General features: G+C 62.8%; 13 protein-coding genes and 2 pseudogenes. 7 read left to right on the top strand and 8 right to left on the bottom strand.

Annotation, left to right across the window (positions count from 1 at the left end; all coding sequences use genetic code 11):
• Positions 1–50 precede the first annotated feature (50 nt).
• On the bottom strand, positions 51–1,004 hold the full coding sequence (locus IVA88_RS11930; protein WP_247497480.1) for an AraC family transcriptional regulator: 954 nt from the start codon (positions 1,002–1,004) through the stop codon (positions 51–53).
• 435 nt (positions 1,005–1,439) lie between these two features.
• The gene (locus IVA88_RS11925) at positions 1,440–1,727 is read right to left on the bottom strand and encodes a hypothetical protein (RefSeq protein WP_247497479.1); all 288 of its coding nucleotides are present in this window, start codon (positions 1,725–1,727) and stop codon (positions 1,440–1,442) included.
• On the opposite strand from IVA88_RS11925, the gene IVA88_RS11920 reads away from it, so the two are divergent.
• Together IVA88_RS11920 and IVA88_RS11915 are read left to right on the top strand one after the other, a co-directional pair.
• On the top strand, positions 1,636–1,842 hold the full coding sequence (locus IVA88_RS11920; RefSeq protein ID WP_247498023.1) for a hypothetical protein: 207 nt from the start codon (positions 1,636–1,638) through the stop codon (positions 1,840–1,842). The two genes, IVA88_RS11925 and IVA88_RS11920, sit on opposite strands and share 92 nt — an antisense overlap.
• A 198-nt stretch (positions 1,843–2,040) precedes the next feature.
• Positions 2,041–2,516, top strand: a pseudogene (locus tag IVA88_RS11915) (host attachment protein).
• 30 nt (positions 2,517–2,546) lie between these two features.
• Here IVA88_RS11915 and IVA88_RS11910 read toward each other — a convergent pair.
• On the bottom strand, positions 2,547–2,810 hold the full coding sequence (locus IVA88_RS11910) for a hypothetical protein (protein WP_247497478.1): 264 nt from the start codon (positions 2,808–2,810) through the stop codon (positions 2,547–2,549).
• A 302-nt stretch (positions 2,811–3,112) separates the two neighbouring features.
• On the opposite strand from IVA88_RS11910, the gene IVA88_RS11905 reads away from it, so the two are divergent.
• The 3 genes from IVA88_RS11905 to IVA88_RS11895 all read left to right on the top strand — a co-directional run bounded on the left by IVA88_RS11905 (position 3,113) and on the right by IVA88_RS11895 (position 5,378).
• Positions 3,113–3,559 (top strand): hypothetical protein, encoded by a 447-nt coding sequence (locus IVA88_RS11905; protein WP_247497477.1) that lies wholly within the window; start codon positions 3,113–3,115, stop codon positions 3,557–3,559.
• Between the two features lie 103 nt (positions 3,560–3,662).
• The gene (locus IVA88_RS11900) at positions 3,663–4,535 is read left to right on the top strand and encodes a DMT family transporter (RefSeq protein ID WP_247497476.1); all 873 of its coding nucleotides are present in this window, start codon (positions 3,663–3,665) and stop codon (positions 4,533–4,535) included.
• Between the two features lie 96 nt (positions 4,536–4,631).
• On the top strand, positions 4,632–5,378 hold the full coding sequence (locus tag IVA88_RS11895) for a hypothetical protein (RefSeq protein WP_247497475.1): 747 nt from the start codon (positions 4,632–4,634) through the stop codon (positions 5,376–5,378).
• A 56-nt stretch (positions 5,379–5,434) separates the two neighbouring features.
• On the opposite strand, the gene IVA88_RS11890 is transcribed toward IVA88_RS11895, so the two are convergent.
• Entirely contained in the window at positions 5,435–5,755 is a 321-nt protein-coding gene (locus tag IVA88_RS11890) for a histone (protein WP_247497474.1), read from the bottom strand.
• Between the two features lie 68 nt (positions 5,756–5,823).
• A pseudogene (locus IVA88_RS11885) lies at positions 5,824–5,979 on the bottom strand (FAD-binding domain-containing protein); the annotation flags it as partial.
• Between the two features lie 219 nt (positions 5,980–6,198).
• Here IVA88_RS11885 and IVA88_RS11880 point away from each other — a divergent pair.
• Positions 6,199–7,929: a Cache 3/Cache 2 fusion domain-containing protein gene (locus IVA88_RS11880; protein WP_247497473.1), complete on the top strand. Its 1,731-nt coding sequence runs from the start codon at positions 6,199–6,201 to the stop codon at positions 7,927–7,929.
• A 56-nt stretch (positions 7,930–7,985) separates the two neighbouring features.
• Here the strand turns inward: IVA88_RS11880 and IVA88_RS11875 are convergent, their stop codons facing one another.
• The gene (locus IVA88_RS11875; RefSeq protein WP_247497472.1) at positions 7,986–8,645 is read right to left on the bottom strand and encodes a peroxiredoxin; all 660 of its coding nucleotides are present in this window, start codon (positions 8,643–8,645) and stop codon (positions 7,986–7,988) included.
• A gap of 393 nt (positions 8,646–9,038) precedes the next feature.
• Between IVA88_RS11875 and IVA88_RS11870 the strand changes: the two genes are divergently transcribed.
• Positions 9,039–9,611, top strand: coding sequence for a hypothetical protein (locus IVA88_RS11870; protein ID WP_247497471.1), 573 nt, complete (start codon positions 9,039–9,041; stop codon positions 9,609–9,611).
• 51 nt (positions 9,612–9,662) lie between these two features.
• Here the strand turns inward: IVA88_RS11870 and IVA88_RS11865 are convergent, their stop codons facing one another.
• Together IVA88_RS11865 and IVA88_RS11860 are read right to left on the bottom strand one after the other, a co-directional pair.
• Positions 9,663–11,528, bottom strand: a complete 1,866-nt coding sequence (locus tag IVA88_RS11865) for an alkaline phosphatase family protein (protein WP_247497470.1) — start codon at positions 11,526–11,528, stop codon at positions 9,663–9,665.
• 753 nt (positions 11,529–12,281) lie between these two features.
• Positions 12,282–12,599 carry a LuxR C-terminal-related transcriptional regulator gene (locus IVA88_RS11860; RefSeq protein WP_247497469.1) on the bottom strand — a complete coding sequence of 106 codons (318 nt, stop codon included), beginning with the start codon at positions 12,597–12,599 and terminating at the stop codon, positions 12,282–12,284.
• Positions 12,600–12,632 lie beyond the last annotated feature (33 nt).

Here is a 12,632-nt window from a genome sequence, read left to right as displayed (position 1 = left end):
GTTCCGACGGCGGCGCTGACGCCGCATTGTCGTCGCAAGGGTTTGCGACCTTAGCCTGTGTGCCGACCCCGTGCCAGCGTGTCGGATGGCGCCTCGTGGAATGTCGCACGGTAAGCTGCGGCAAACTCGCCGAGATGATGAAAGCCCTGGGCGCGCGCGCATGTCGCGACCGTGGCGCCGCCGCCTTTGAGGAGGCGAGAGCGGGTCGCCCACAATTTTTTCAGGCGGATGTACTGGTGCAGGCTCATGCCGCGCACCTTGCTGACCGCGCCGCCAAGCGTCCGGATCGAGACGCCAAACTCACCGGCGAGATCGGCTGTATAGATCGGAGCAGTCGGATGGGCCGCGACGTAATCGTCGATCCGCTGCACGAGTTTGACCGACCGCGCGCCCTGGACCAAGGCACTCCGGTCCGAGAGCGGATCTATTCGAAACAGATCGTCGAGCGCGAGCAGCAGACCTTCCTGGAGATGGGCGGCGACCTCGGTGGTTTCGAACAGGACCGGCTGCACCGACGCGGTTCGCAGAATGTCGAGCAGGAGCTGCCGTGTGTGGAGCAAAGCGGGCCGGTTCGCGACATAGGCCCGCAGATCGTCGGCCTGATCGAACCAGCCCCGGTCTCTCAGGCCGGGTGAGAAGATGATCATCGCATGATAATTGGTCTGGGGCTCGACGAAATGGCATTCATCCTTGCCGCGGAGCGCGATGAAGAAACGCGCGTCGAGATCCATGCCCTTGGAATTGACCTGAAGGTCGTCCGTCATGGACAGGATCACCATCCCACCGGGCATCCGATAAGCGGCGTCGAGGATGCGCGCGAACGAACGCATCATGACGATGCGGCACGCCGGCAGGGAGACGACAGCGCGAGCCGCGGCGAAGTTAGAGACGTCGAGCGGAATGCTTCTCGCATCTTCCATCGACTCGATCGGCCGAAACGCGTCGACGTCGGCAAAGCCGATCAATTGAAGCGCCGAGGATGGGGCGAGGGCGTCGAACAACATGCGTGTGCCGGCTGTCGCAATGTGACAATCAAATGAACGTCAGTACATCGTCATCAATGGCGAAACATCGCGCTTCAGTAAACCGGATTCCGGGCCGTAGTATTGCGGACATCATGGCATGAAGCCCGGCGGATCGATGTCGTCGTCAACGGTCTCATCGGCTGGCCGGAGGTGAGGTCGATGAAATGGAGCCGCGTGCAGGCGGGACAGGCGAAGGAGGCCAAGCTCCGCCCCTCCTGTCTCTGTTGCTTCTCAAGATGCGTCTGCACATTCATGCCGTCTGAGGCATCGAAAAACGATCAAATCGGCCATCACCGCAGAATGACGGCGCGGCGGATTTCATCTTTGATCTAGATCAGTTTTGGGTTGACTCCAGACCAACCGCGACATCCATGATCTCGCAAAAGCGAAGGGCCCCGGAGGGGCCCTTTAGAATCACCAACCGCGATAGCGGGGACCGTAATAGCGCGGTCCACCATAATAGCGCGGCGCATATCGGGGACCGTAATACGGGGCCGGCGCGCCGTAGTACCCATAATAATTCGGACGCCAGAAACAGCGTCCCCAGGCGTCACAGACCATGCGGACCTGCTCGACGTCGGAGACCTGCGGCGCCGCAGGAGCAGGCGCGATGGGCATGGCATTCGCCGCCGGCGATGCCGCCAAGGCACCGAACATTGCACCCAACAAGGACGCGGCGACGAGGCCAGTTCTAAGCTTCATGATGTCTTCCTCCGCTTACGCAATACAGGATATCGAAGTTTGTTCTGATCAAATTGTGGCGGAACCGAAATGTAATGCTGATGAACAAATCCTCAGCCAGTCCGCCGCAGGCTGACCTTTAGCTCCGCCAGACTATCCCAGGTTCGTGCTCGTGACCAATACTGTGCTTGCATTGTGTTGTCCCGCGGGACATCGCGGCCATCCTTGATCCTGCGCAATTCGCTGGTGCGGCTTCCTCCCTAAGCTTGTCGTCGTGGCCAGCCTTTCGAGGAATTCGAAGAGCAGGCTCGCGAGATCGCTTTGGAGCTGTGCAATGGACAAGATGAGATTAGACAAGGGTGACTGGCTGGTCGTATGCGACGGGCGCTGGCGCTCATTCAGGAAAACCTCGGCGACGAGATGTTTCCGAACCTCCATACTAGGGAAGTGCACGAGCAGCCCAATCCCTCGAGCGCTGCGCAAGGGACCGACGCGCCGGGCAGGCTCCATCCGGGCAGGCTCCATGGCGCGGCCGGCGGCGCGCGCAGCTCGGTGAGGCAAACTGACTGGCACGACGAGGCCGAGCGCGCCTTTCTGCGCAGCCTGGCCGGCCGGCTCGATGCCGCCGTCAGCTCGGGCGAGACTTCGGCCTTGACCATGGTGGCCTCACCGCGTGCACTCGGGATGATCCGCGCCGACTATTCGGACGTGGTGCGCAAGGCACTCCAGGGCGAGGTCGGCAAGGACCTCGTCAAGCTGCCGGTCTGCGAGATCGAGAAGCAATTGCTGTTGTCAGGCGCCGCCAAATAACGGCCCCCGCGGAGGACGCGCCTGCGCCGCTCAGTAGCAGGGGTGCCGGCGGCGGTCCTGGCCGAGATAGGCGGCGGCGCTCTGTTGGCAATGGTTCGTCGACGGGCCGTCGTAAAAGGCGAAGGTCCCGGGGGTGATGCCGGGCCCGTAATTGTGCAGATAGCTGATCGGGTAGGGCAGCGGGTTCGTGTGGTGGCGGTGGTATCGGTGATGTCCCCGCGCCTCTGCGAGGCCAGGGGCGAGGATTGCGGCCGATAGGGCAGCAACCGCGGCTACAAGCTTCAACTTGCTCATCTCGAATCTCCGGAACCCGCACGAATAGGTCAGCCGTTTATAGCCATTTCGGGCGGCCGGAACACCCGTCCGGGGCCGGGAAATCGGGGCCAACCCCGCAGATTCCCGGGTAGGTGTGACAGAATTGCCGGACCTGCGGCCCAGACCTGCCCATTTTTGGCCTTTTCGGGATGCTTAACGAATTTCCCACACAAGTATGACCAAAGAGAATCCGGTTAAGAATCCTGTCGCCGGCCCAAGGGTTCATCTTGGGGTCCTTCGAGGCCGGTCCCATTCCTAAGGGCTTTCGCCGTCACCTCGCCATGCGCATCACGCTTCTGAGCCTGCTGTTGCTCTCGGTCGTCGCCGCCGCGCCGGCGCGGGCCGAGTTGCACATCACCCGCGATCACGGCGGCTATGTCGAGGAGTACAAGGTCAAGTACAAGCGCGTCCGCGAGAAGGGCGAGCGCGTCATCATCGACGGCATCTGCAACTCGGCCTGCACGCTGGTGCTCGGCATCGTGCCGATGAACAAGATCTGCGTGACGCCGCGCGCCAGCCTCGGCTTCCACCAGGCCTATTACGACAAGGCCTTCACCTTCGGCATCAAGGTCACGAGTGCGGAGGGGACGTCCGACCTGATGGCCTATTACCCGGATACGGTGAAGGACTGGATCCGCCGCAATGGCGGGCTCACCACCGACATGAAAAAGATCAAGAACGGCGTCGATCTCTGGAAGATCATCGATCCCTGCCCGGAAGAATGGTGAGCGGCTGAGCCGTCGCCGCCCGTCGCAGCGCAGCATCGTCCCGGACGAAATTGGCCGAAATTCGCATTGCCGCATTGGCCCCTGTGGGGCAATGAGGGCGGCAATGAACCAAAATCAAGAAGCCCTGGCCGCCCGCGCCGCGCCGATCCTGTTCGTCCTGCTCTGGAGCACCGGCTTCATCGGCACCAAATACGTCGTCAACAATGCCGATCCCTTGACTTACCTCGCCATCCGCATGGCGTTCGTGGTCGGTCTGATGGCGATCATCGCTGGCGTTGCACGACCAAAATGGCCGGACCGTATCGGCATCGCGCACAGTGCGGTCGCCGGCATCCTCGTCCACGGCTTCTATCTCGGCGGCACCGCAATCGCGATCGCGCATTCGATTCCGGCCGGGCTCTCCGCGCTGATTCCGGGCCTTCAGCCGATCCTGACCTCGACCATCGCCAACCGCTGGCTCGGCGAGAAGGTGACGCCGGTGCAATGGGCGGGGCTCGTGCTTGGCCTCGGCGGCGTGGTGCTGATCCTGCACGGCCGCCCCATGACCGGCGAAGCCGGGCTCGGCTGGCTCGCCTCGGTGGTCTCGCTGATCAGCATCACGCTCGGCACGCTCTATCAGCGCCGCTACTGCAACCAGATCGACTGGCGCGCCGGCAATCTCGTGCAGTACGTGTCTGTCACGATCTTCTTCGCGATCGGCGCCTTCCTGTTCGAGGACCGCGTGGTGCATTGGACGCGGGAGTTCATGCTCGCGCTGGCCTGGCTCGCCGTGGCGCTCTCGATCGGGTCGATCGGGCTGCTGTACTGGCTGATCCGTCACGCCGCTGCCACGTCGGTTGCGAGCCTGTTCTATATGGTGCCCGCCGTGACGGCGTTGATGGCCTATCTGTTGTTCGGAGAACAGCTTGATGCGCTGGCGATCGCCGGCATGGCGATGTGCGCGGCGGCGGTGGTCGTGGTCAACCGGCGCTTCTAGGCAGATGCGGCGGTACGCGGAATGCATCCCTGACGTGCATGGTGCTTCCATGTTAGGCTTGGGGCATTTCAGCTTCCCTTTCACACGGTGATTTCCATGAAGACAGCGCGTCGTGCACTGCTCGGCAGGTCCCTGAAGCCGGTCCGGATTGCCTGCATCAATTATGCAGGGGAGATGATGAGCGAGCGGATGATGGCGCGGCTCACGGCCGCGCTGCAGAAATGTTACGACGAGCACTTCCTGCCGGTCTGGGGCTACCCCGTCGATCTCGACGTCACCCGCAAGCCGAAACCTACCGACTGGCAGCTGGTCTATTTCGACGATGCGACCCACAAGAATTTCCTCGGGCGACATGAATTGACGCATCGCGGTCAGCCGATCTCGAAGATCTTCCTCAAGGCGCTGGCCGAGGACGATCCGGTCAGTCTGGCAGCCTCGCATGAGCTGTTCGAGATGGTGCTCGACCCCATGGCCAATCTGTGGGCCGACAAGACCCGGCACACTCAATATGCCTACGAGGTCTGCGACGCAGTTGAAGAGGATGCCTTCGTCGTCAACGGCTTCCCGATGTCGAACTTTGTCTATCCGTCCTGGTTCGAACCTTTCAAGCATCCCCGCGGCACCAAGTTCGACCACATGGGATCGCTCAAGGAGCCGTTCTCGATGACCGAGGGCGGCTACGTCATCAAGAAGGTGAACGGCAGGAGATTGATCAAGCAGTTCGGCTCACCCGAGAAGCGGCGGCGCTTCAACGCCGAGGACCGGCGCGGCCATCGCAGCGAATTTCGCGATCCGCAAGGTGAGCATCACCCGGGCCGGCGCGCAGCCAAACGGCGAGGGTAGGGTGCCGCTGCAGCCGTCTCCGGGCGCGTCCGCACCCGGAGACTTCGGCGTTGCGATCAGCGCTTGGCCTTCTTTTTCGATTTGACAGTTTTCTTGGCAGCCTTCTTCGCAGATTTCTTCGTGGCTTTCTTTGCCGTTTTCTTGGCCGCCTTCTTCGACGACTTCTTTGCAGCTTTCTTCGAAGACTTCTTCGAGGCTTTCTTCGAGGTTTTCTTGGCCTTCTTCTTGGAAGCCTTCTTCGGCGCGACCTTCTTCGTGACCTTCTTGGCGGCTTTCTTCACCTGCTTGACGGCGGTGACAGCGGCGTCCTTGGTCGTTTCCACGGCGGCGGTGATCGTGTCCATCGCCTGTTCGGTGATCGGCTTGTCGTCGTCCATATCGTGTCCCCCACGGTTTGCATGGAGCGATGACGATAGCGGGTTTCAAAATTGTGTCAAAGCGACGCTCAACCTTTGCGGATGTTTGCGTAGGCGGTGAGCGCGCGCTCGCGTCCCTTGGCGTGATCGATGCCGCAGCCGGCGACCCATTGCCAGTTGGCGGGATTGCTGCCGGCATCCGCATCGGCCAGCGTGTCCCAGAACCAGCTCTCGCCGTCGCGCCACCCACCAGCGCACCGCGGCGCCCGGCGCTCGCCCGGCGGCGTCATCCAGCACATAGGGGCAGATCACCGGCGCGCCGGTGAGGGGCGGCGCTTGGCGTGGTCGGGGGTGTCCTCGTTAACAATCTGGAAAGCATGTCGCACGCGGCGGTGGGAACCCTCGTTAATGGGACCGTAAGCCGATTGCACGAATATGCAGGGATTACGGGGGTAATTCCATTCATGTCCATTCCTGCAACGGCGAAGTTCCTGCCGCAATTCAAGCTTGGCACCAAGGCGGTCCTCTGCGCCGTGTTGCTGATCGCTGTGAATACAGCGCTCGTGGTTGGCGCCGGCTATTGGTCGCTCAACTCCGCTTTCAACGATCGTGCGCTCCGCGACATCGAGGTGAGCTTGCGCACGCTCGCGCTGGCCTTCGCCGAGGTCGTTCCTGACGCGAAGATCACCATGCGGGATGGTGCGGTGGCGCGCGCCGAGATTCCCAAGATGCCGGACTTCAGGGATCACGCCATCGTCGATCGGGCGGTGTCCTATGTCGGCGGCAACGCGACCCTGTTCGTGTTCGACGACGCGAGCGGGCAGTTCGTGCGACGCTCGACCAACGTGAAGAAGGAGAATGGCGACCGCGCCGTCGGCACCCAGCTTGCCGCCGACCATCCGGCGCAGGCGCCGCTACGTCGTGGCGAGGCCTACAAGGGCCCGGCTACCCTGTTCGGCAAGTCCTTCATGACCGCCTATTTCCCGGTTGCCGACGCGACAGGCAAGGTCGCCGGCATCCTCTATGTCGGCATTCCGATGGCCCAGTTCGAGAGCATGCTGGCCCAGACGATCGAAAGCATGGCGATCGCCGCCGGGCTCGCCGCGCTGCTGGTGCTGGTCCTGACCTTGCTGGTCGTTCGCCGCGTCACCAAGCCGCTCACCTCGGTCACGCGCTCGCTGACGGCGCTCGCCGAAGGCAAGAGCGACGTCGAGATCGAGTGCGAGGATCGCGCCGACGAGATCGGCGAGATCGCCCGGACGGTCGCGGTGTTCAGGAGCAATTCGCAGGAGCGGGCGCGCATGCGCAGCGAGCAGGCGGCGGCCTCGGCTGCAGGCGTCGAGCAGCGCAAAGCCGACCTGCGCAATTTCGTCGAGCAGTTCCGCGGCAGCGTCGGCGGCATTCTCGACAAGGTGCTGTCATCGTCAGGCGAATTCGAGCGGGCCGCGCGGCAGCTCACCGACACCGCGCGCTCCACCGCCGATCTGTCGGCGCGGTCGGCCGGAGCTTCCGAAAATGCCTCCGAGCACGTGCGTTCGGCGGCGTCGGCCTCCGACGAGCTGTCTCAATCGATCTCCGAAATCGCCCGACGGGTTCAGGAATCGAACGCAATTTCCGCTGAGGCCGTGCGGCAGGCCGAGGCGACCGACCAGCGCATCGCGCAGCTCTCCGAGGCGGGCGCGCGCATCGGCGATGTCGTCAAGCTGATCACCTCGATCGCCGAGCAGACCAACCTGCTGGCGCTGAATGCGACCATCGAGGCCGCGCGTGCGGGCGATTCCGGCCGCGGGTTTGCGGTGGTGGCCCAGGAGGTCAAGACGCTGGCCGGTCAGACTGCCAAGGCGACCGACGAGATATCGAACCAGATCGCCAGCATGCAGCTTGCGACCGAGGAATCGGTCGTCGCCATCAAGGCGATCAGCCAGACCATCGAGCGCATCAGCGGTATCGCCGGCTCGATCTCGGCGGCGGTCGAGCAGCAGAAGAGCGCGACCCACAACATCGTCGCCAGCGTTCGTGCGGCGGTATCAGGCACGGCCGATGTCGCCATCAACGTCCGACAGGCCGCCGAGGGCGCGAACGAGACGGGTGAGACGTCCAGCCGGATGTTTGCCTCCGCCCAGGCGCTGTCGGGCGAGAGCCTGCATTTGAAGGCCGAGGTCGACGGTTTCCTCGACCGCGTGCATGCGGCGTGAGAGCCAATGTCGTCATTCCCGGGCGAGGCTAACGCATCGCCCGGGATGACGTTGGGTTATTTCGGCTGCGGCACGATCCGGATGTAGGGCTTCGGCTCCTTCCAGCCCTGCGGGTAGATCGTCTTGGCCTCGTCGTTGGAGACCGAGCCCGCGATGATGACGTCGTCACCCTGCGACCAGTCGGCCGGAGTCGCGACGCGATGCTTGGCGGTGAGCTGGAGCGAGTCGATGACGCGCAGGATCTCCTGGAAGTTCCTGCCTGTCGTCATCGGATAGACCAGCACCAGCTTGATCTTCTTGTCCGGGCCGATGACGAAGACGTTGCGAACGGTCTGGTTGTCGGCGGCGGTGCGGGTGAGGGGATCGCCCGAGATCGCGGCCGGCAGCATGCCGTAGAGCTTCGACACGTTGTAATCGGTGTCGCCGATCATCGGATAGTTCGGAGCCGTGCCTTGCGTCTCCTTGATGTCCTCCGACCATTTGGAGTGACGGTCGACCGGATCGACCGAGAGGCCCATCAGCTTGACGCCGCGCTTGTCGAATTCCGGCTTCAGCTTGGCGAGCGCGCCGAGCTCGGTCGTACAAACCGGCGTGAAGTCCTTCGGATGCGAGAACAGCAGCGCCCAGCTGTTGCCGATCCAGTCGTGGAACTTGATCTTCCCTTCGGTGGTCTCGGCTTCGAAGTCGGGGGCGGTGGCGCCGATCGGAAGTGTCATGCTTCTACCTCATCGCATTGAATTTACTTGATAATTCATCCTTGGCCGTCACCGTCAGTATAGGGTCTTCGGGACCCCAAGTGAACGTCAAGTGAACCGCTTCAAGTAAAATGTGAATTCCTTCTTTGAAGGCCTGATTTCCTAGCACCTTTTTGTTACAGCGGCGCCTGCGGCGAAACATCTCCACCGGGGGCCACACGGGCTCGGTTGCCCCGATAAAGCCTTTTATGACTCCCATCACGCTCGCCCGGCGCTTGCTAGAACCAAAATGGTCCTGACAGCGACCAATTGGCAACTATCTAGAAAAGTCGCGATCCCCGTGCCGAATCATTAACCACCCCTTTACGCCGGCATGAAAATGCTGGCCGATCAGAAGAAATCTGGAAGTGAACTATGTCTGCCGCTGCGCATAAGTCTGTTGAGTCACCGTCCCTCGAACCGTCCTGCCGCGATACCTCGGTCCACGCACTGACCATCGTGCGCGACGGCGTGATCACGGGCGAAGGCCCGACCACCAAGGGGAGGGTGCACTTCTCCCGCTCGCTCGATGCCGATGACACCGCCTGGTGTGTCCGCATCCTGACCGCCACAGCCGTCAACGACCAGCCGGTCAGCCGCGCCGAAGCCGAAGTGCTGTTCGAGATCAACGAAGCCGCGACCGAACGCACCGATGGCGGCCGGTTCGACGACCTGCTCGCCAAGGCAGTGGCCCATTATGCCGCGAGCGCCTCCGGCCTCAAGGTGCCGCCGCGCAGCGTCGCGCTGTCGGCCGAGTCCGATATCGAGGGCTGGGCGCCGTCCTATGCCTCCAAGGTCAACAGCGAAATGCTGGAGTGGATTGCCGGTCAGATGCGCGGCAAGCGCCAGAACAACCGTCGCCTGATGGCGATGGTGGCGACCTTCCTGGGCGCCACCGCGCTGCCTCTGGCGGGCCAATTGCCGAACGTGTTCGACATCGGCATGTGATATCCGAGATAGTCTCGCGCCCCTTGCGAGGCGCGAGAGACAACGGCGGGGTTATTTCCCCGCCGTTTTTTGTTTACCGGCGTCCGGCTCCAGCCCGAGCGTGCGGCCCGGGAAGCCGGCGGCGTCGAAATAGCGCTGGCTGCCGACGCGCTGGACGTTCAGCACGGTCTGCAGGCCGTTCTCGGACTTCTTGGACTTCTCAACCCCCTTGTACGCCTTCGGCACGACGCCGTTGGGCAGGGCCTCCGACATCACGCGGCCGACGAGGCCGCCGTTCTGCGAAGCGCGCAGACCGAGGAGCTGGGCGGCCGTCATGCCGACGTCGGCATTGCTGACCGGGATCTCGCTGACATAGCCGGCTTTGAAGTCCGGACCGATCGCGGCCATGAAGTTCATGGTGTCGCCGCGGCTGAAGCTGCCATGCATGCCCTGGCCCTGGCGCAGCACGGTGTCGGCAACCTGCACCGAGCAGTTGGTCGGCGCCTCGCCGCAATCGCTGGCATAAGAGCGGAAGTTGACGACGATCGCCGGCGTCGGCGTTGCCGCCTTGCCGCGGAGACTGACGCTCGACAGTGGCAGCGTGCCGGGGAAGCGGCCGAGGGAATCGTCGACGAATAGGCCGGAGACGTAGTCCTGCTCGAGCAGCACCTTGACGGTTTTGGCCGCCAGCTTCTTGTCCTTGCTCGGCAGATAGATCAGGTCGGAGCCGCCATTGGTGGCGACGACGAGATCGGGTTTTTCCGGATCCTTGCCGAGCACGCCGTTGCCGGCTTTGGGATGCTTGTTGCCCTCGACCTTGGCGTTCTTGTCGTTGGGATCAAACAGCGGCAGGTCGAGCGCCTTGGCAAGGTCGAGCGCCAAAAAGCCCATCGGCAAAAAGTCCTTCGGCGTGTCGTCATAGCTGACCTTGGCCGAGGGGCTGGTCTTGCTTTCCTTGGAGATGGTCGAGAAGCCGTGGTCGGCCTGGACCATGATGTTGGTGTTGGCGGCAAGGCCGAGCTCGTCTAGCGCCTTGCGGAGCTGGGCGAAGTTGTCGTCGGCATTCTTGATGCCGGCCATGGAGGTCGGCCCGTTGATGCCAGGCATGATCTGGTTGAGGCTGTCGCCGGTGTTGTGCTGACTGCCGTCGGGGTCGCGCGACCAGAACACCAGGACGAACGGCTTGTTGCGCGCCTTGAACATCGGCAGCACGACCTTGGCGGCGACATCGGCGAAATAGGCCTGCTGGGCGACGTTGGCGACGGTGGTGCCCGGCGTCTTGGCGTCGCCCGCCTTGGAGTTGTCGCCGCGCGGCGGCGTCGCGAGGGGCAGGCCGGCCTTGGTCAGAGCGGCCTTGACCTCATCCGACAGCGCCACGCCATTCTTGCCGCCGGTGGCATCGTCGAACACGACCGAATGCAGGCCGGCCTTTTCGGGCTTGTCAGTGTGGTCGAATTGATAGGTCGGGCCGTGCTTGCCGAGCGCGGCGGTGCTGTAGCCCTTGTCGCGGGCCAACTTCAGGATGGTGTCTTCATTGAGATAGTCGCCCTTGAAATGCTCGTCGATGTCGCCGAGCACGGCGTCGTTCTCGATGAAGGGGACCACCGTGTCGCCTGCGGGGACAGAGGTGTAGCCGGTCCAGATCGTGTTGGAGAACACGCCGGTATCACCGAGATAATGCCCGGTCGACATCGCCGAGCCGTTGGCCATGGTGAAGGTCGGGAACAGCGAGTGCGAATTCTTGAAATTGACGCCCTTGTCGCGGATTTCGGCCATCGCGGGGGCGGTCTCGGGTGTGACCTTCAGCGCCCGCAGACCGTCCGGAATGAACAGGATCAGGTTGCGGGGCGTGTTGTTCTCGGCGGAGGCAAGTCCAGTCGACAGTCCGGTGGACAGCACTGTCAGTCCGGCTGACAGCAACACCAGTGAACGGCGCATCAAAATCTCTCCCTGCGAGGCAGCTTGGCCGCCAACCGCGGCGCCCGGCTTCGTTTAGTTTCGCTGCATGACGGTTTTGTTACAAGAGCGGAGCGGCATGCAAAGTGATGGAGAGAGCCGGGGCACGAGACTGTTGTTGAATAACTGACATGGGTTGGCATCGTCGCGGCGTGTTCGCCCGAGCTTTGCTTCGTCGTCTCACCCTCGAAATTGAAAAGGGCGCAGGGAAGACCGGGTGCCGGCTGGCACCCGCGGTCCACTGTGCGAGGTTGCAGTCAAAAAATCTGCACAGCGGCATACAGGTGAAGCCAAACATCCGGCCTTCCCTGCGCAGTGGCTTTACGACTTATGTCGCGCTCTCCCCGGGGAGCGATGCACTATTGCCCCCGTCGCCTTGCGGATGGCTGATGCGCGTGCCCGGTCGGGCCGCCACATCACCGCAACACTTGGCGCACAGACCCCGGGCGCCAGGACCACACGATTTCGCCGTACGCCGATCGCACCGGTCGTGCGCGCGACGCCTTCGCTCACGGCTCTCCGCCCTGCGAAACCATTCGCGCCGATGTTATCAGCGTCCACCGCCGTCCGGCCCGCGTTCGTGACGATCGCGATACGCCCCTCTTCCTTGGGCCGGAGTGAGTAATCCCTATCAAAAATCCGAATTCGAATAAAGGGAAATATTTGTCGCCGTTCCGTTGACCACGGATTTGGGTGTTTCGCCCGAAATGACGCAAGGGGTTGTGGCCGGAGCGGTCAATCCGGCGCGGTCGGCACCCGCGTATTCTGCGCGAGCGCCTTGGCCGGCGCTGCCGTCGTCGAATAGCCGCCACCATTGGCCAGATCGCGGCGGAGCGATGGCGGCGCCGCATGCAGGGCGAAGCTGATTGCGATCTGGGTCCGGTTCTGAAGGCGGTATTTGCGCATGATGTTGCCGATATGCGCCCGCACCGTGTTCTCCGAGATCTTGAGTTCGTAGGCAATGTTCTTGTTCTGCATTCCCCGTGCAATCAACATCATCAGCTCGCGCTCGCGCGGTGTCGGCGTAATCGAAGCCTTTGGATCCGGGCTCATGGTTAGTGCCTCCCTGGCCTTGGTTGGTGCGAA

Source organism: Bradyrhizobium sp. 149, from assembly GCF_023073915.1.
In the GTDB taxonomy this organism is placed as follows: Bacteria; Pseudomonadota; Alphaproteobacteria; order Rhizobiales; family Xanthobacteraceae; genus Bradyrhizobium.
This window is presented reverse-complemented; position numbering and strand designations above follow the sequence as displayed.

Coding starts and splice junctions, on each gene's coding strand:
- IVA88_RS11895 (WP_247497475.1), top strand. CDS start 4,632: ATGAAGACAGCGCGTCGTGCACTGCTCGGCAGGTCCCTGAAGCCGGTC.
- IVA88_RS11930 (WP_247497480.1), bottom strand. CDS start 1,004: ATGTTGTTCGACGCCCTCGCCCCATCCTCGGCGCTTCAATTGATCGGC.
- IVA88_RS11925 (WP_247497479.1), bottom strand. CDS start 1,727: ATGAAGCTTAGAACTGGCCTCGTCGCCGCGTCCTTGTTGGGTGCAATG.
- IVA88_RS11905 (WP_247497477.1), top strand. CDS start 3,113: ATGCGCATCACGCTTCTGAGCCTGCTGTTGCTCTCGGTCGTCGCCGCC.
- IVA88_RS11875 (WP_247497472.1), bottom strand. CDS start 8,645: ATGACACTTCCGATCGGCGCCACCGCCCCCGACTTCGAAGCCGAGACC.
- IVA88_RS11890 (WP_247497474.1), bottom strand. CDS start 5,755: ATGGACGACGACAAGCCGATCACCGAACAGGCGATGGACACGATCACC.
- IVA88_RS11920 (WP_247498023.1), top strand. CDS start 1,636: ATGGGCATGGCATTCGCCGCCGGCGATGCCGCCAAGGCACCGAACATT.
- IVA88_RS11870 (WP_247497471.1), top strand. CDS start 9,039: ATGTCTGCCGCTGCGCATAAGTCTGTTGAGTCACCGTCCCTCGAACCG.
- IVA88_RS11910 (WP_247497478.1), bottom strand. CDS start 2,810: ATGAGCAAGTTGAAGCTTGTAGCCGCGGTTGCTGCCCTATCGGCCGCA.
- IVA88_RS11900 (WP_247497476.1), top strand. CDS start 3,663: ATGAACCAAAATCAAGAAGCCCTGGCCGCCCGCGCCGCGCCGATCCTG.
- IVA88_RS11860 (WP_247497469.1), bottom strand. CDS start 12,599: ATGAGCCCGGATCCAAAGGCTTCGATTACGCCGACACCGCGCGAGCGC.
- IVA88_RS11865 (WP_247497470.1), bottom strand. CDS start 11,528: ATGCGCCGTTCACTGGTGTTGCTGTCAGCCGGACTGACAGTGCTGTCC.
- IVA88_RS11880 (WP_247497473.1), top strand. CDS start 6,199: ATGTCCATTCCTGCAACGGCGAAGTTCCTGCCGCAATTCAAGCTTGGC.